This is a genomic window from Deinococcus humi (assembly GCF_014201875.1).
In the GTDB taxonomy this organism is placed as follows: domain Bacteria; phylum Deinococcota; class Deinococci; order Deinococcales; family Deinococcaceae; genus Deinococcus; species Deinococcus humi.
In genome coordinates this window covers 67,177-83,822 of sequence record NZ_JACHFL010000004.1, presented here as the reverse complement: position 1 = coordinate 83,822, position 16,646 = coordinate 67,177, and the positions used below count along the sequence as shown (strand labels likewise).

General features: G+C 67.4%; 10 protein-coding genes. 6 read left to right on the top strand and 4 right to left on the bottom strand.

From position 1 onward, the window contains the following. Positions 1-90: 90 nt before the first annotated feature. The 4 genes from HNQ08_RS09460 to HNQ08_RS09445 are packed head-to-tail and all read right to left on the bottom strand — an operon-like array spanning position 91 to position 7,145. Complete coding sequence (locus tag HNQ08_RS09460; RefSeq protein WP_184130625.1) at positions 91-1,446, bottom strand: ROK family protein; 1,356 nt, start codon at positions 1,444-1,446, stop codon at positions 91-93. Continuing rightward, positions 1,443-2,798, bottom strand: coding sequence for a family 4 glycosyl hydrolase (locus tag HNQ08_RS09455; RefSeq protein ID WP_184130622.1), 1,356 nt, complete (start codon positions 2,796-2,798; stop codon positions 1,443-1,445). The genes HNQ08_RS09460 and HNQ08_RS09455 overlap by 4 nt, the downstream gene beginning before the upstream one ends. Next, positions 2,795-4,648 carry a glycoside hydrolase family 2 protein gene (locus HNQ08_RS09450; RefSeq protein ID WP_221284114.1) on the bottom strand — a complete coding sequence of 618 codons (1,854 nt, stop codon included), beginning with the start codon at positions 4,646-4,648 and terminating at the stop codon, positions 2,795-2,797. Before HNQ08_RS09450 ends, HNQ08_RS09455 begins: the two co-directional genes overlap by 4 nt. Further along, complete coding sequence (locus HNQ08_RS09445) at positions 4,641-7,145, bottom strand: alpha-mannosidase (RefSeq protein WP_184130620.1); 2,505 nt, start codon at positions 7,143-7,145, stop codon at positions 4,641-4,643. The genes HNQ08_RS09450 and HNQ08_RS09445 overlap by 8 nt, the downstream gene beginning before the upstream one ends. Positions 7,146-7,235: 90 nt before the next feature. On the opposite strand from HNQ08_RS09445, the gene HNQ08_RS09440 reads away from it, so the two are divergent. Genes HNQ08_RS09440 through HNQ08_RS09415 form a run of 6 tightly spaced genes read left to right on the top strand, consistent with a single transcriptional unit; the run spans position 7,236 to position 16,625 of the window. After that, the gene (locus HNQ08_RS09440) at positions 7,236-9,050 is read left to right on the top strand and encodes an alpha-amylase family protein (protein ID WP_184130617.1); all 1,815 of its coding nucleotides are present in this window, start codon (positions 7,236-7,238) and stop codon (positions 9,048-9,050) included. Continuing rightward, positions 9,047-11,905, top strand: a complete 2,859-nt coding sequence (locus HNQ08_RS09435) for an alpha-mannosidase (protein WP_184130614.1) — start codon at positions 9,047-9,049, stop codon at positions 11,903-11,905. The genes HNQ08_RS09440 and HNQ08_RS09435 overlap by 4 nt, the downstream gene beginning before the upstream one ends. Beyond that, entirely contained in the window at positions 11,902-12,552 is a 651-nt protein-coding gene (locus tag HNQ08_RS09430; RefSeq protein WP_184130611.1) for an aspartate/glutamate racemase family protein, read from the top strand. The genes HNQ08_RS09435 and HNQ08_RS09430 overlap by 4 nt, the downstream gene beginning before the upstream one ends. Continuing rightward, positions 12,549-13,466: a class II fructose-bisphosphate aldolase gene (locus HNQ08_RS09425; RefSeq protein ID WP_184130608.1), complete on the top strand. Its 918-nt coding sequence runs from the start codon at positions 12,549-12,551 to the stop codon at positions 13,464-13,466. The genes HNQ08_RS09430 and HNQ08_RS09425 overlap by 4 nt, the downstream gene beginning before the upstream one ends. Beyond that, positions 13,459-15,981, top strand: coding sequence for a glycoside hydrolase family 2 protein (locus HNQ08_RS09420; protein ID WP_184130605.1), 2,523 nt, complete (start codon positions 13,459-13,461; stop codon positions 15,979-15,981). The genes HNQ08_RS09425 and HNQ08_RS09420 overlap by 8 nt, the downstream gene beginning before the upstream one ends. After that, positions 15,978-16,625, top strand: coding sequence for a YesL family protein (locus HNQ08_RS09415; protein WP_184130602.1), 648 nt, complete (start codon positions 15,978-15,980; stop codon positions 16,623-16,625). Before HNQ08_RS09420 ends, HNQ08_RS09415 begins: the two co-directional genes overlap by 4 nt. The last annotated feature ends 21 nt before the right edge of the window (positions 16,626-16,646 follow it).

Sequence of the window (16,646 nt, the reverse complement as noted above, 5' to 3'; positions counted from 1 at the left end):
CCTTGACAGGGCGCGCTGGCCAAGATTTGGCCAGCGCGCCCTGGTCACTGCTGATCGTGCCCGAACGTGTTGAATTCCTGCTGCGGGCAATCAAGGCGCCCGCAATTCAGGGCCATCGATGTGCAGTCCGGTCACCGGTGTGTCGGGCAGCGTCTGTCCCGGGTCACGCAGAATGTGGTGGATGGCTATGGCCACTGCCCCCAGTGCCGACGCGTCGGCGGCCAGCAGGCTCTCCACGACACGGACGTCCTGGGAGAGGTAGCCAAAAGACCGTCCCTTGACGTTGCGGGCCAGCGTCGCCGTGAGGTCAGGCCAGGACCGCACCAGCTGACCGCCCAGCACGATGACTGCAGGGTCGTAGTGGTTCACCGCATTGACCAGGGCCGCCAGCAGATACAGATACACGCGGTCTTTGATGTTCTGTGCCACCGTGTCCCCGGCGAGGGCCAGCCGGTGAAGATCTCCTGGTTCGGCGATGTCCAGCCCGAGCCGGCGCGCCTCTTGCATGATGGCCGGGATGCTGACCAGCGTCTCGAGGCAGCCGCGATTGCCGCACTCGCACAGCGGTCCGTCGACGTGAATGGTGGTGTGGCCGATCTCGCCAGCCAGCTCGTGCGCGCCGCGGTAGACCCGGTCGCCGACGATCAGGCCGGCGCCCACACCAGAGCGCAGTGAGATGTACAGCAGCGTCTCCTCATGGCGCCCGGCACCGTACCAGCGTTCCCCGTAAGCCGCCGCTTTGGCATCGTCATCCAGCCAGCAGGGGACGCCGAACCGTTCGCTCAGGGCGTCGGCCAGGGAGACATTGCGCCACTTGCCAAAATTTGGAGGCTCAATCACGATGCCCAGGGTGCTGTTGACGGGGCCGGGGATGCCCACGCCGATGCCCAGCAGGGGCAGCAGGGGATCAATCAGTTCTGCGATGACGTCGCCAATGGCCGTCAGCCCTTTCTTAACAGAAGCTGTGGGCCGGAATGGCCGCTCCAGGTGGGCCAGCGCTTGACCGCTGAAGTCCGAGCGGATCGCGTGGATCCGGGTGCGTGAGACCTCGATGCCGATCAACTGGCCACGCTGCCGGTTGAACGAGAGCAGGGTAGGCCGCCGGCCCACCTGACGCTCGTTCGAGGGCACTTCCACCAGCAGGTCAAAGGCTGTGAGTTCGTTCACCATGTGCGTGATGCTGGCCGCCGTGAGTCCAGTTGCGTCTGCCAGGGCGCTGCGGGAAATCGGCTGCAACTTCTGCAGGGCCTCCACCACCACGCTGAGGTTGTCGGCCCGCACTTCAGGCAGGTTGCGCCCCTGCCGGATACTCCTGGACCTGCCCTGATTCATCGTGTTCCCGGTCCCGGACAGCGCCTGGCTATACCCATCTTGCGCCATTGTACCCTGGCCGCGCGGCCGGACATCGGGCCGGTTCGGCCGGCCCTGGGTCACCCTGCGCTTCACGCCTGGACCTCCGGCCCGCCGAGCCAGGCAGGCAGCCAGGGCCGCTGCGCCTGAAACAACTCCTTCGCCATGACGCGAATGTCGCTGAGATCGAGCTGACTCGCGGTGAGGGGATCCAGAGCGAAGGCCGCCTGCAGACCGGTCGGGTCGCGGTGGGTGACGGCATCCACCACGGCGGTCTGCAGGGCAATCCCAGTGAGATTCAGGCCCGCGCAGGCCCCGGGCAGCCGCCCGATCCGCGCCGGACTGATGCCGCTGGCGTCCGCCGTAGCCGGCACCTCCACGCACGCCTCACCCGGCAGATTGGAGATCCAACCGTCATTGCGGACATTCACGTAGATGTGGGCCGGATCGCCGCCCACCAGTGCAGCGATCAGCGGCATGGCCCACTCGCCAGACGGCCGCAGGTCACGGCTGAGCCGCTCGACACTGGCGGCGGTCAGGGCACTTTCCTGACCTGCGCTTGCCTGAGCGGTCCGCAGATAATCCCAGCGGCGTGGCAGGTAGGCCTTGACGCTCTCGGGCGAGCGCCGGAAATACGGCACGTACTCCGAGGCATGGTGACTCGATTCACTCGTGAAATAACCGAAGGTCTCCATCAGTTCTGCGCGGACCCGCTCCTGGCCTCCAGCGTAGGTGGCGCCTCCTTCGGTCCAGGGGGTCGTTCCACCACAGCCGGGAAGGAAACGCTCTCGCAGCGCACGGCGCAGGGCATCCTGCTGGTCCGTGCCGTTCGCCTCGAGCCTCACAAACCAGGCCTGGTGATTGATGCCGGCGGCCCGGTAGACCAGGGCTTCTGGGGTGACGTCCAGCAGCCGGGCGATCAACTCCGCTGTGCCTGGGATGCTGTGACACAGGCCCACCACCCGCACGCCAAGCTGCGTGAGGTAGAGGGTGTTCATGGCCATCGGGTTGGTGTAGTTGATGACCAGCGCGTCCGGACACAGCTCCATGACGTCCTGCGCCAGCACCTCGAATGAAGCGCTGCTGCGCACGAAGCGCATGATCCCACCGGGATTGAGGGTATCGCCGGCCACGCAGTCGACGCCATAACGGCGGGGAATCTCCAGGTCCGAGCGGAAGGCGTCCAGACCGCCGATCTGGTAAGTCAGCACCATGTGGGTGGCCCCGCGCAGCGCCGCACGGCGGTCCGCAGTGACCTCGAGCTCCAGGGTGCGCCCGTGGGCACGGGCCACGTCACGGATCGCCTGGGCCGTCCGCCCGGCGCGCAATACGTCAGGGTCGTAGAGGACCAGTGTGGCCGCCCGCAGGACCGGCTGCGTCAGCAAGTCGGCCGCGAGGGTCAGCGGGAAGGTCATGCCCCCCGCGCCGACGATCACGATGCGGCTCACGGGTTGCGCTGACCCCGCCAGCGCTTGGAGTACCACAGTGGGTTGGCGGGATCATAGGGCTCACCGCGGACCGCGCTGGACAGCCGTTGCACGTCGCCCTTGGGCATCCGGTCCATGCCGGCCAGCCCGTTCATTTCCTGATAGGTGTCGGTCAGCTGGGTATAGCAGTACCCGTGAATGCCTTTGCCCAGGATGGCGCGGTCCGCCGCTGTCAGCAGGCCCTCTACGCGCCCGGTAAAGGTCAGGGTGTCGCGCACGACCCCGTAGCCCCAGCCGTCCTCGCCCACCGGCACCCACGAGGTCCCCCCGAACTCACTGAGAATCACCGGGCGGTCCCCGGGAGCAAAACCGCCAAGACCCTGCTCCCGTCCGCCAGGCCACAGCCGCTCGATGTTCTCCTCGACGGCCGCCTTGCTGCCGTAGCGCAGCAGCAGCGTCTCCGGGTCCTGAATGTAGTCATGCAGGGTATACACGTCGCTAACCACCTGTTCCCACCCGTCACTGCCGCTGACCAGCCGGGTGCTGTCGAGCGTGCGTGTCAGGGCGTACAGCGCGCGCTGCGCGTCCTGTTGCGCCGGTTCACGTGGGATATCTGGCAGGCCCCAGGATTCGTTGAACGGGACCCACACCACGACGCTGGGATGGGAGGCGTAGAGCCGCAGCACTTCGAGCCAGGTGCGGGTCAGACGTTCGATGCTGGTGGGCGTAAAAGCGTAGGCACTGGGCAGGTCCACCCACAGCGCCAGGCCCAGCCGGTCACACCAGTACACGAAGCGGGGGTCTTCGATCTTCTGGTGTAGGCGCAGCCCGTTGAAGCCTAGGCGCCGGGCCAGCAGCACGTCCTCGCGGTAGCGCCGGTCGTCGCCCGTCATGCCGCTGTCTTCCCAGTAGCCCTGGTGCAGCGCCATGCGCAGGGGGTGGGGAATGCTGTTGAGCAGGAACCGCCGGCCGCGGGCTTCGACCGAACGCAGCGCGGCGTAGCCTTCGGTCTGATCGACGACCTCATCGTCGACACTCAGGGTCACGCGGGTGCCCAGCAGCTTGGGATGATCCGGGGTCCACAAGAACCCGTTGCGCGCGTCATCAACCCCTGGGTCTGGGAGACGCAGCGGTACGGTCATGTGCTGACCGGTGACCAGGGTGTCCGTGTCGGCCAGGACCTGCGGTCCATCAAACACCTCGATGCGAACGCGGGTGCCGGGCAGGGGGGCGTGGGCCAGCGTGGCCAGCGCGACCAGTTCAAAGCGCGCCAGGTCCGGAGTCCAGCGGAGCGATTCGATGTGCTGGCGGTGCACCTTCTCGGTCCATACACTGCGCCAGATGCCGCTGGTGGGCGGGTACCAGATGGCGTGGGGTTCGCGCCAGTCCTGCTTGCCGCGCGGCATGGCCATGTCGGAATGGTCGTCTACCGCCCGCAGGCTGATCTCGAACGGTCCCTGTCTGGCTGCGCGGCTGACGTCCACGGTAAAGGGCGTGTAGCCGCCCTCATGCCGCGCGGCAAACGTGCCGTTCACGTAGACCTCGGCCGACCAGTCCACGGCGCCAAAGTGCAGCAGCAGGCGCTCGTGCCGGGCAGGCACCTCGGCCGGTGAGGGGGAGACCCGGGTGCGGTACCACAGGGTGGTCACCGACAGATCCAGCGGAGCCTGAAGGCCGCTCGCCGAGGTCTGGGGCGCGTAGGGCACCTGGATGCGTCCGGTGTACGTCACATCCTCGGGATCCTCGGCGTCGCAGGCGGCGAAGTCCCACCAGCCGTCCAGGGACCGCCAGGCCCGGCGGAGGTGAGGACGCGGATGGGTGGCCGCCGCGTCCTCCATGGCCTCCTGGAGCGCAACAGCGCCTTCAGTCATCGGCCTCTTCCAGAAAGTTGACGCGCTGTGCTATGCCCGCCGCACTGATGCGCAGGCCCAGAACTTGATGAGGCCTGAGCTGCACCGGCAGGGCGTGGCCCCGGAAATGCACGACGCCCGTGGCGGCCTGTCCGGCCCACTCGTGCAGCCTGACGACGATGTCCTCGCCGTCTTCGGCCTGCTTGACCGCGCTCACCTGGACGGTCGGGAGCGCTTCGAGCTGCAGATCACTGCGCGTCTGCGGCCAGGGGCCGGGATGGACGTATTCACGTGTGAACACGGCCGGCTGGTTGAGTCTGACCGCCAATTCCGGCACGCGTGCCTCACGCCAGTCCCCGGCGTGAGGCACCAGCGCCCAGCGGCTGCGCTGCAGGCCCTGGTCGAGATGGGTATAGGCGACGGCAGGCTCAAGGGTGGCGGGGTCGTGGTGCGCGTAGACCGGGCTGCGCGCGAGGGTGAGGCGCAGCTCCCCACCCAGAACGCTGGCCGAATATTTGCTGTCGTTGAGCAGCGCCAGGCCAGCCGGATGTTCCACGCCCCGCCCGTCACGGGCCAGGCCGCTCACATCCAGCCATGCCTGCACCGGCTCCTCCTGGCCGTCGGCGGGCCGGATCATATGGCCGTAAGGCACTTCGTGGGTGGCCGTCACGCTGCTGAGTGCGGCTGGAAAGACCAGCTGGGCGGCGTGGTGCTTTTCGTGCCAGTCCAGGTTGAGCTGGCCGTGAAGATCTGGCGAGCCGGCGTAGAGCGTGAAATCCTGCACGGCCGTGGACAGGCGGAAGCGGGTGGTGGCCCGCACGGTGGCCCGCACCGGCCCCAGTTCCAGCACCTCGAGGCGGGCGTCCGCGAAAACGCCCACCAGCTGCCGGTAGGACCGCGCGCCGTGGCCCCAGGTATCGGTGTCGTCGCGGACCACCTGAAGCTGCGCCCCTGTGCCGGCCAGCAGGTCCAGGCCCCGGGCCTTGTCCACCAGGCGCCTGAGCCCGCCCGTGTCCGGATCGAAGTGCAGCGCCCAGAATTCATTTTCCAGCAGGGCCGGGGTGGCGCTCAGCTGCGGCGGGTGTACCTGGGCGGCGGGTTCGTCCAGGACACGGTACAGGCGGTACCCGCAGGGCGGAAGCTGCGCGCGCAGGACGAAGCGGGGCCGCCCCTGGCCGTTGACGCTCTCGGCGCGCAGACGCTGGTGAGGCACTTCCTGACCCCCGTCATCGATCACGCGCAGGTTGGGGGTGTGCCAGTCGTTCAGTTCGATTTCGACCGGCTCATCGCGTTCACGGCTATCCGGGTTGAACACCAGGACGGGCACCCCGTCGCCGTAATCCGTTACCCAGCTGGGGCCGTCCCAGCGGACGCTGCGGATCACTTCGTCCACGTCGCGGCCGTTCAGACGGGTGTCCACCTGATCAGCTACGGCCTGGGTGGCGGCGAACGTGACCCGGCTGGCGATGCTGAGCACCTCGCCCAGCTGTTGATGGGCGTCCTCGAACGCGCTTTGCAGCGAGCTACCTGCCAGAATGTCGTGGAACTGGTTGAACAGCAGCCCCTTCCAGGCGTGCGTCAGTGCCTCGCCCGGATAGACGTAACCGGCTGGGCCGGCCAGCACGGCGAGCTTCTCGGCGCGCATCAGGGCGTGCTCCGCCTGACGGTTGAGGCGTTTGACATCGCTGACCGCCGCGTAGCAGCCCCGGGCGTGATGCTGCAGCTCTCCGGTGTACTCGGGTGCGTCCTGGCCACGGACAGTTTCGAAGAAGCCACTCAGTGAGTTCAGGCGCAGGGTCGGCCAGTCGGGATCGGCGGCCAGTTCACGCAGATTGGCGATGGCCCTGCGGGTCGGGCCGCCCCCGTGGTTGCCGACGCCGAATAGCCCCAGCCAGTCCGTGAGGTGTGGGGGCCGCCAGACCAGGTTACGCTCCAGACTGGTGTGGATCTGGTTGGGACTGCTGTTGTAGCACTCCAGCCGGGCGCTCAGGATTCGGCTGCCGTCGGGGCCAGTCCAGGTAAAGAGATTGGCCGGCAGGTTAAGCTCATCGGCGCTGGGGCGCATGAAGACGAAGGCGTCGAGTCCGGACTGGCGGAGCAGCTGCGGAAGTGTGCCCGGGTGTCCAAAGGAGTCAGGCAAGAAGCCCACGCGCGCCCTGTGGCCCAGCAAGCGCTCGAAGGTGCGCTGGCCGATCAGGGCCTGGCGCGCCAGGGCTTCCCCGTGCGCCAAGTTCACGTCGGGTTCCACCCACCAGCCGCCGACCGGCTCCCACTGGCCGCGCTCGGCGGCGCTGCGGACCTCGGCGAGCAGCTGGGGGTGCGCCTCCATCCAGGCGTACTGGGCGGCGCTGGAATGCGCGAAGACCATGTCGGGATTTGCCTGCAGGCGATCCAGCGCGCTGCGAAACGTCGCCTTAACGGTCTCGTGGCCCTCGCGCCAGTCCCACAGCCATACGGGGTCAATGTGGGCGTGTCCGATCAGGTGGAAAGTCAGGGACTTGCTGCGGGAATGGGTCATGGGTCCTCCAAGCGTACAGGGTTATTTCAAAATTTTAAGGAATAGGGTAGGGTGTTCCCGAAGACTCCACAAGAGGTGACGATGCAGACGATGACTGACCCCAGGCAAGTGAGCGTCGAGCGCGGCGAACATGGCCTGCTGGTCCTGAGCCCGGCGTACCGGCTGACCCTGAACGATGACCGCCCCTTTGCCCGCCTGGAGACCCCCGGCGGTCAGGCCTTTACGGACCTGTTTCTGGCCCCCAGTCTTCACACCACGACTGGGCTCGACCGCACCGCCCGACTGCACCGCCCCACCATCAGTGAGGAGCCTGAGGCGGTCACCCTGACATTCCGCCTGGACGGCGGCATCTGGACCGACAAGCGCCTGGTCCTGCGCTGCGACGAAAGCGGCATCGACAGTTACGTTGAAGTAGCTGGTGACGGAGCGCTCGCCGACGTGCACCTGTTCGGCGGGCATTACAACGGCCAGCAGCGCTGGGGCAGCGGTTTTTTTCAAAGCGGCGCGCACTTCACGCGGGTGTTCAATCCCGAACCCTATCAGCGCGAACACCGCACCATCCCGGCGGCCCAGTCCACCGCGATCGATGTGATGGGCACCAGTCTCCCGGGCAAGGCCCACTGGTTTTTCACGCCCGCCCCACTGGTGTACGCCTTCCAGCAGGACACTGCCGAGCCGCACATGGCGCTCGGAGCCGACCAGGGCGGCGCCCCCGAATACCATGGGGATCAGGGTGAGCAGCGGCGTGTGTCGCCGGCGGACCGCTGGCTTTCGGCGTCCATCGTCGCCCCGGTCGAGGAGCTCAACTTCACCAGCTTCCATTACGACGGCCAGGAAACCGCCTTCGCGTTTCGCCTGTCCTACGAGGGTCAGACCCGAGTGCAGGGACCGTTCCGGACCCCAACCCTGCGCATGGCATTTGCCGCCGATCCCTACGACGCCATCGCCCAGAACAGTGCCCGCCATGATCAGCTCGGCTACGCGCGGCTCGACCAGGGGGAGGCCCCCGAGTGGTGGAACACCCCCATTCAGTGTGGCTGGGGTGCGCAGTGCCATCTGGCGGGCGAGCGCGGCGGACGCGCACCTGACCAGTGTACCCAGGAGAACTACGACGGCTTTCTGGCCACGCTCGAGGCCCATGACCTTCACCCGGGCATCCTGGTGCTGGACGACAAGTGGAGTGCCGCCTACGGCACCAGTGGGGTGGACCGCGTCAAGTGGCCTGACCTGGAAGGCTGGATTGCCCGGGCCCACCAACGTGGCCAGCGCGTGCTGCTGTGGTGGAAGGCCTGGGATCCCGAGGGGCTTCCGCTCGAGGCCTGCGTGCTCAATGACCTCGGCGAACCCGTCACCGCCGATCCCACCAGCCCTGTCTACGAGACCGTGCTGCGCAGCGCGGTGCGCCGGATGCTGCTGGAGTACGGTGCAGACGGCTTCAAGGTGGATTTCAGTGCCCGCACACCCAGCGGGCCCGGCCTGACGCGTCACGGAACAGCTTGGGGGATTCACCTGCTGCACCGCCTGCTGTGGATCTTGCGGGATGAAGCCAAGCGCTGCAAAAGCGACGCACTCGTGATGACCCACACGCCCAACCCAGTGTTTGCCAATGTCACGGACATGATCCGTCTCAACGACGTGAATATCGGCCAGGACGTGAACGACCAGATGACTCACCGGGCCAGGGTGACCCGCGCGGCGCTGCCCCACCACCCGGTGGACACCGACAACTGGCCGATGCCCAGCCTGGACGCCTGGCGTGCCTACACCCAGCTCCAACCGCAGCTCGGCATTCCCAGCCTGTACTTCGTCAGCCATGTGGACAGTGACCGTCAGGCCCTGACCCCCGACGATTACGCCCTGGTGCGCGGCATCTGGGCGCAGTGGCGCGCTGGGAGAGGCCAATGACCAGCGCCCCGCCTCCCCTCACGGTGCACATGTACCACCACACCCACTGGGACCGGGAGTGGTGGAGTACCCGCGAACGCTTCCGGTTTCGTCTGGTCCACACCATCGACGCGATTCTCGATGCGCTGGCCGCTGACCCGGAGCTGAGTTCATTTGTGCTCGACGGACAGACGCTGGTCCTCACCGACTACCTGCAGGTGCGTCCCGGACGGCGCGACGAACTGGCGCGCCTCATCCAGAGTGGCCGCCTGTTCGTGGGCCCCTGGCACATCCTGCCGGACGAATTCCTGGTCAGCGGCGAGGCCACCGTGCGTAACCTGTGGCTCGGCGAACGCACGGCCCGGGCCCTGGGGGTGGAGGTCAGCCGCGTCGGCTACTTGCCTGACCAGTTCGGACACATCGCGCAGATGCCCCAGCTGCTGGCCGGCTTCGAGATCGACAGCGCCATCGTCTGGCGCGGCTTCGGGGGGCCGCCGGTGGGAGGGCAGGCAGGCGAGGCCGAGGTGGGGCTGGACTCGTACCTATACCCGCGCGCCCGCGACGCACGCTTCCCGGCAGCGATGCAAAACGAATTCTGGTGGGAAGCGCCGGACGGAACCCGCATCCTGGGCGTGTTTTTGCCGCTGGAATACTACCGCAGCCACTACAAGGTCAATCCTGACGACCTGGCCTTTACCGAAGACCAGACCACCGGGCGGGCCCAGCGCACCAGCCGTTACCTGCGCAGCTACGCGGCGACCGATGTGGTGCTCGAGCCAATGGGCGGCGATCACCTGCCGGTGGACCCCAGGCTGCCGCAACTGCTCGACGGGATCAACCGGGCGCTGGGCCCCGAGGGCGTCCACTACCGCATCAGCTCTCTGGACGCCTTCGTGCGCGATGTGCGGGCGCAGCAGGAACGCATTCAGGTGGTCTGGCACGGCGAGGGCCGGGCCTTCGGGCGCAAGGCGCACCTGCTGCCTGGCGTGCTCAGCGCGCGCCTGTACCTCAAGCAGCGCAACACGCAGGCGCAGACGGCGCTCGAACGTTACGCCGAACCGCTCCAGGCGATTCACTGGCTGCTGGGCGAGCGCTACGAGCACGAGTATCTGTGGACCGCGTGGGAGCGCCTGATCGAGAACCACCCACACGACAGCATCTGCGGCTGTTCGATCGACCAGGTCCACCGCGAGATGATGGTGCGCTTCGACGAAGCCCAGCAGATGGCCGATCTGCTGGCCGAAGACGCCCACGGCTCTATCGCCGCCCGGGTCGACCCCGCTTTTGGGCAGGGAGGCAGCGTCGTAACGGTCTTCAATCCGCTCAACTGGACCCGCACCGATGAGGTCCGGGTGTTGATGAACGCTTTTCTTGAACTCAGCCCCGACACGTGGATGCTGCTCGACCATGACGGCCAGGAGTGCCCCTTCCAGGTCCGGACCGTGTTCAGCGAGGTGGAGAAGGCTGAACCGTTCGCGTGGCTGGGCGTAGCGCGGGGGCGGCCGCACGATGCCAACGAATTTACCGAAGTGAGTTTTGTGGCTCAGGACGTGGCCGGCCTGGGCTACCGCGCCTACGCCCTGCGCCGCCGTGAGGTGCCGGTCACGTCTGGCCGGGTCCGACGCTATCAGGTGCTGGGCGACGTGGCCCTGGACAAGGGGGCGCTGGCGGTCAGCGACCTAGCGGTTGGGCCTGGCGTTCTGGAAAACCAATACCTGCGCGTGACTGTCGATCCGAACAACGGCAGCCTGAATCTGCTCGACAAGGTCACGGGTGAGCAGTACAGCGGGTTGAACAGCTTTGATGACGGTGGGGACAACGGCGACACCTACAATTACGCCTGGCCACTGGGCGATCAGCGCTTCACCACCGACCGGGTGCAGACGCATCTGTCCTGGGTAGAGGTCGGTCCGGCCCGCGCCACGCTGCGGGTGACCTGGCCTTGGGCCCTGCCTCAGGGCCTGAGTGAGGACCGCCAGAGCCGCAGCACCACGCCGGTGCCGCTCCTGCTGCACAGCGACGTGACCCTGCTGTCCGGGGTCCGGCGGGTGGACATCCGCACCCATTTTGACAACACGGCGCGCGATCACCGCCTGCGGGCCCGTTTCCCGCTGGGCGCCCCGGTCACGCTGTCGAGCGCGGAGACGCAATACGGCGTTGTGGACCGCCCGGTGGCGTTGCCCGATGACCAGCGCGGCAGCAGCGAGCCGGCCGTCCATGAGCACCCACAAATGACGTTTGCCAGCCTGAGCCACGGTTCGCGCGGTCTGACGGTTTTAAACCGCGGCCTGCCGGAATTCAGCGCGTCCGCAGACGGGGTCCTGTCCCTGACCGTGCTGCGCGCGGTGGGCTGGCTTTCACGCGAGGATCTCCTGACCCGGGTGGGCGGCGCCGGACCCACCACCGCGACCCCGGAAGCGCAGATGCTGGGGCCGGTCACCGCCGAGTACAGCGTTTATCCGCACGCCGGAACCTGGGCGCAGGCCGACGCCTGGCGGGCGGCACACGATTTCAACGCGCCGCTGCACGCTGCCGTGCAGACCAGCCAGATTGTGCCGCTGCGCAACCGCCACCGTGACCCCCTGGGTACCCTGCCCCCCAGCGGACAGTTTGTGAATGTGGACGGCCGCGTGCTGGTCACGGCCATCAAACGCGCCGAGGACCGAGAAGCCCTGATCGTCCGCTTTGTCAACCAGACTCCCGAACCGCAGCCGGTCACCGTCACCCTCGCTGCCGGCATCATCAGCGCCCAGCACGTCAATCTGCGTGAACGCCCGCTGGACTCCCTGGATCTGAGCGGCGGCGCGGTTCACCTCACGGCCCGTCCCTGGGAAATCGTGACCCTCGCTCTGGATGTGCCCCGGGAGGCGCTATGAAAACCCTCGCCCTGATTCACACCACACCCGTGACCGTCACGACCATGAAAACCCTGGCGACTGAGCAGGCGCCGGGCGTGCGCGTCATTCACCTGCTCGACGACAGCCTGCTGCCCGACGTGATCCGCGCCGGACACCTGACTCCAGAAGTCACCGGCCGGCTGCGCAGCTATGCCGGCGCCGCCGTGAGTGCCGGCGCAGACGCCGTGATGTGCTGTTGCTCGTCGGTGGGCGACGCCGTCGACGCGCTGCGGGCCGAGCTGCCCGTGCCGTTCCTGCGGATCGACGGACCGATGGCCGAACAGGCCGTCCGCCTGGGGGAGAGGGTGGGGGTCATCGCCACCGTCGCGTCCACCCTGGAGCCCACGGCCCGCCTGATCGAACGTGCCGCCGAGCTGGCAGGCCGCCCCGTGGAAGTGGAGCGCGTCCTGGTGGACGGCGCCTATGACGCTCTCATGGGAGGCCAGCCCGAGCAGCATGACGCGCTGGTGACCGGCGCCCTACAGGGCCTGACCGGACGGGTGGACGTGGTGGTGCTGGCCCAGGCCAGCATGGCGCGCCTGATTCCCAGTCTTCCGCACACCCTGACCCCCATCCTGAGCAGTCCGGAGAGCGGCCTTGCGCACGCCTTGGAGGCGCTGCAATGAAACTGCCCCACGCCCTGACCCTGGCCGAGATGTTGCCAGAGGCCCAGCGTGACCGGTACGCGGTCGCGGCCTTCAGTGCCCGCTACCGGGCCTGCGTCCGCCCAGTCCTGCAGGCGGCGATCGACCTGCGCAGCCCGGTCATCATCGAAATCAGCCAGCGTGAACTCGGCTGGTTCGGCCTGACGCCACTCGACTTCAGGACCGCCGTGGAACAAGCCGCCCGCGATCTTGCCTCGAACGTGCCGCTGTGCTTGCATCTGGACCACAGCTGGGACGACCATGTGATCAAAGCCGCGATCGAGGCCGGTTTCAGCAGCGTGATGATCGACGCGAGTGCCCAGCCATTCGAAGACAATGTCCGCCAGACCCGCCAGATCGTGACGTATGCCCACGAGCGCGGCGTCAGCGTGGAAGCTGAACTTGGGAAGCTCACCACCACTGACCGGCTGGAAACCGAAGGCGACGAGGCCCTCTACACCGTTCCGGAAGAAGCGCTCGAATTCGTGGAGCGCACCGGGTGCGACGTCCTGGCCGTCTCCATCGGTACTGCGCACGGTGTCTACCCGGTCAAGAACCCCAAAATCGATTTTGACCGTCTCGCCGCGATCCGGCAACTGTTGCCCCAGACACTGCTGGTCTTGCACGGCGGCAGCGGTCTACCTGCCGAAACGGTCCACCGCGCCATCGAACTGCCGGGCGGCGGGATCAGCAAGATGAACATCGCCACCGACCTCGAGAATGCGCTGCTCCAGGCCATGGGTGGCCTGAAGCGCATGACCAGCGCCGAACTCGACGCCCAGGAGTCTGCCCTGCTCGCCCGGGGCCTGGAGGCGGTGAATGCTGAGGCGCGCGACAAGATCGAGCACTTCGTGCGTTCCGCCGGCCGCGCCGGAACGTTTAGGGCCCATGCCTGATGAAGTGGTGAGCCCACCAGACCACCTGCCCTGCGCCCTGACCGCTCAGGACCTGGGTGGCCGGTGGCAGCTGGCGGGGTCGGTCAGCGAGGCGTGGCGCTTTCACCGCTGGCATGCTGAACTCGCTCAGCCGGTGGGCGCGTTCGCCCGCACGGCCTGGATTGACGCCTGCGTTCCGGGGAGTGTGCACGACGACCTGCTGCGCGCCGGGTTGATCCGCGACCCCAACTTTGGTCTGGCCAGTCTGGACGCTGAGTGGGTCAGCGCCCGCCAGTGGGTGTACCGACGAACCTTCCGGATTGAGCTGGCCCCCGCCGCCCGGCTGCACCTGTGTTTTGAAGGCGTAGACTACAGCGCCGAGGTGTACCTGAACGGCGAATGCCTGGGGACGTTGGCGGGTACACACACGCCCGCGCGCTTCAATGTGAGCTGGCTGGACCGTGCCTCTGAACACCTGCTGGTGGTGGTCTTGCAGGAGCCTCCTGCCGAGGCCGGTCAGCTGGGCCGAACCAGTCGGACGAAGACCCTCAAGCCCCGCGCCGGGTACTGGTGGGATTTCGGGGCGCGCCTGGTGCACGTGGGGTTGTGGCGCGGCGTCAGTCTGCAGGCCGATGCGGGCGCCGCTGTGCTCGACGTCAACCCGCGCGTTGTCCTCAGCGATGACTTGCAGCGTGCCCGGGTGGAGGTGGATCTGGAGCATGACGGGGACCTGGCCCTTCCGGTGACGGCTGAACTGTTCCACCCGGACGGACGCCGGGAGCGGGTGACCGGTTCGGCATCGTCGCTGGCATTTTCCCTGGAGGGGCCTGACCTGTGGTGGCCGGCGGCCCTCGGGGCGCAGCCGCTGTATATGGTTCGCGCCTGGGTGACAGGCAGCACACCGGTGAAGCGGCGGTTCGGGGTGCGGCAGGTGGCCCTGGTGCACAACCAAGCGTCGCATCAGCGCGGCGCCCGCCCGTACACTCTGGCAATCAACCATCAGCCGCTGTATGTCCGTGGCTTCAACATGGTCCCCAGTGATCTGATTCCAGGCCGGGCCGGAGTCGCTGAACGTGAACGGACCCTGGTCAGGTACGCGCTCGCAGCCCATGCCAACCTGCTGCGCTACAACGGCGTCGGTCCGCTGGCGTCCCAGGCTGTTCTGGACGCGTGCGATGAATGTGGGTTGCTGGTGTGGCAGGAAATGCCGCTGACGTCCAGTGGGACCGACAATGTTCCTCCACGGAGTCCGGCTTTTCTGGAGAACCTCGAGCGCGACCTGCCGCCCCTGGTGCGGGCGCTGCGCCACCATCCCAGTGTCGTGCTGTTGAGCGCCGGTAACGAGCTGACCGACGCTCAGCGCCGGCCCGTAACCGATGCGGACCCGACGGTGGCGCGAATGGCAGCCCTCATCCGCCTGCACGACGGCACGCGGCCTTTCCTGCCGTCCTCACCCAGTGGCCCGGAGTACGACCTGAGCATGCCTATCGCCCAGGAACGGCCACACGACCTGCATGACGTGCATGGCCCGTGGCATTACCGGGGCGTGCAGGACAGTTACCTGCCGTATACCCATAACCGCGCGCTCGCCCACAGCGAGTTCGGCTGTCAGGCGGCCTCGCGCGAGTCCACCCTGCGCCGTTATCTGACCGACGGGCCGGTCTGGCCGATGGATGACCGCAACCCTCAAGTGGTGCACCACGGTGAATGGTGGCTGATGGCCCACCGCATTGAGGAGGTCTTTGGCCCGGTCGAGGACCTTGGTCATTACGTCCGGCTCACTCAGGCGGCCCAGGCGGACGTGCTGCGTCATGCCCTGGGCTGGAACCGCGCCCGGCGAGGGGAATGCAGCCTCGCTCTGGTGTGGCAGCTCAACGAGCCCTGGCCGAATGCCCACAACACCAGCGTCATCGATTACGACCTGAAGCCCAAGTTCGCGTATTACCGTTGCCGGGAGGCAAACGCGCCGGTGGCCCTGCATCTAGGCCTCCCGGCTCCCGTCGGGGATGGAAGCCTGTGTGCCTGTCCTCAGGTGCTGGCCGACACTGCCGGGAGTGGTCGACTGACCCTCTCGCTGTATAGCGTTACGGGCATGACCCTGCTCACGCTGAGCCGCCCCGTCTCCTGGCCCGCTCCTGGCCAGCCGGTCTCCCTGCCCCTCTCCGACACACCGGGCCTGCTCCGTGCGCAGCTGCACGGCGAGGACGGAACCTTGCTGGCCCGCACGGAGCAGTGGATCGCACGCGCCGGTGCCGCGCCCTTCGCGCCCATCGCCCGGCTGACCCAGACCACGCTGAGTGTCGAGCCGAGCCTGACCGGAGTGCTGATCCGGAATGTCGGCACGTATGTCGCGCCCTGGATCAGCGTCGAGGCCCCTGCTGGCGTCGGCGAACACCTGAGTGACAACGGCTTTGCGCTGCTTCCCGGGGAGGAGCTCGGGCTGCGCGTGTCGCTGGATCCGCCCGGCGGCCCGGCGAACCTGACAGTGCAGGCCATCAATACCGCTCCCGTCACGCTGGCATGGGGACCCGTGTGAGGTTCTTGCCGCGCGCTTACCGTGACGGTGGCCTGCTCACCTGGCGGCACCTGTCCACACTGGTAGGCCTCAACCTCATCTGGATCGTTCTGGCGTGGACGGTCATCCTGGCCGGTCCGGCCACCCTCGCGGCCTACGCCATGATTGCCACCTTGCGTGAGGACCGGCCTGCAGATCTTCGGCGCTACCCGGCGCTGCTGGTGCAGAATCTGCTGCCCGGCGTCCTGTGGCTGGTCTCGGTGGCCGTGTTCGCCTTTTTGGTCTACAGCAACCTCGTGTACTGGCGCCGGGTGCTGGAGCCTTTCGGGGACGCAGTCGTCTCCCTGCTGGCGGTGTACCTGACCTGGCTGTTCGTCGCGCTTCAACCCTACCTGCTCGAAGCGCTCAGCGTCGAGCGCCGGCCTTTCCTCCGGGCCTGGCGCCCGGCCTTCCTGGGGCTGGCGCGCTCACCCGTCTCGGCTCATCTGTATGTTCTGGTTCCCGTCGTGCTGGGTGTGGTCGGCTACCTGACGCGCACGTTCGGTCTGGTGGTCCTGGTCAGCCTTGGGCTGGTGTTCGCGGCCACGCAGGTGCGGCCACTGGTGGAGCAGGATGAACCGCCCGAGCCGTCCCTGGACCCGCCCGAAGAACCCTCGCCCGCCTGAAGGTCCGGCGCCCTTTTCCTG

Excerpts from the sequence above, each read along its gene's own strand:
- HNQ08_RS09450 (WP_221284114.1), bottom strand. The coding sequence starts at position 4,648 with ATGACTGAAGGCGCTGTTGCGCTCCAGGAGGCCATGGAGGACGCGGCG.
- HNQ08_RS09445 (WP_184130620.1), bottom strand. The coding sequence starts at position 7,145 with ATGACCCATTCCCGCAGCAAGTCCCTGACTTTCCACCTGATCGGACAC.
- HNQ08_RS09440 (WP_184130617.1), top strand. The coding sequence starts at position 7,236 with ATGACTGACCCCAGGCAAGTGAGCGTCGAGCGCGGCGAACATGGCCTG.
- HNQ08_RS09435 (WP_184130614.1), top strand. The coding sequence starts at position 9,047 with ATGACCAGCGCCCCGCCTCCCCTCACGGTGCACATGTACCACCACACC.
- HNQ08_RS09430 (WP_184130611.1), top strand. The coding sequence starts at position 11,902 with ATGAAAACCCTCGCCCTGATTCACACCACACCCGTGACCGTCACGACC.
- HNQ08_RS09425 (WP_184130608.1), top strand. The coding sequence starts at position 12,549 with ATGAAACTGCCCCACGCCCTGACCCTGGCCGAGATGTTGCCAGAGGCC.
- HNQ08_RS09420 (WP_184130605.1), top strand. The coding sequence starts at position 13,459 with ATGCCTGATGAAGTGGTGAGCCCACCAGACCACCTGCCCTGCGCCCTG.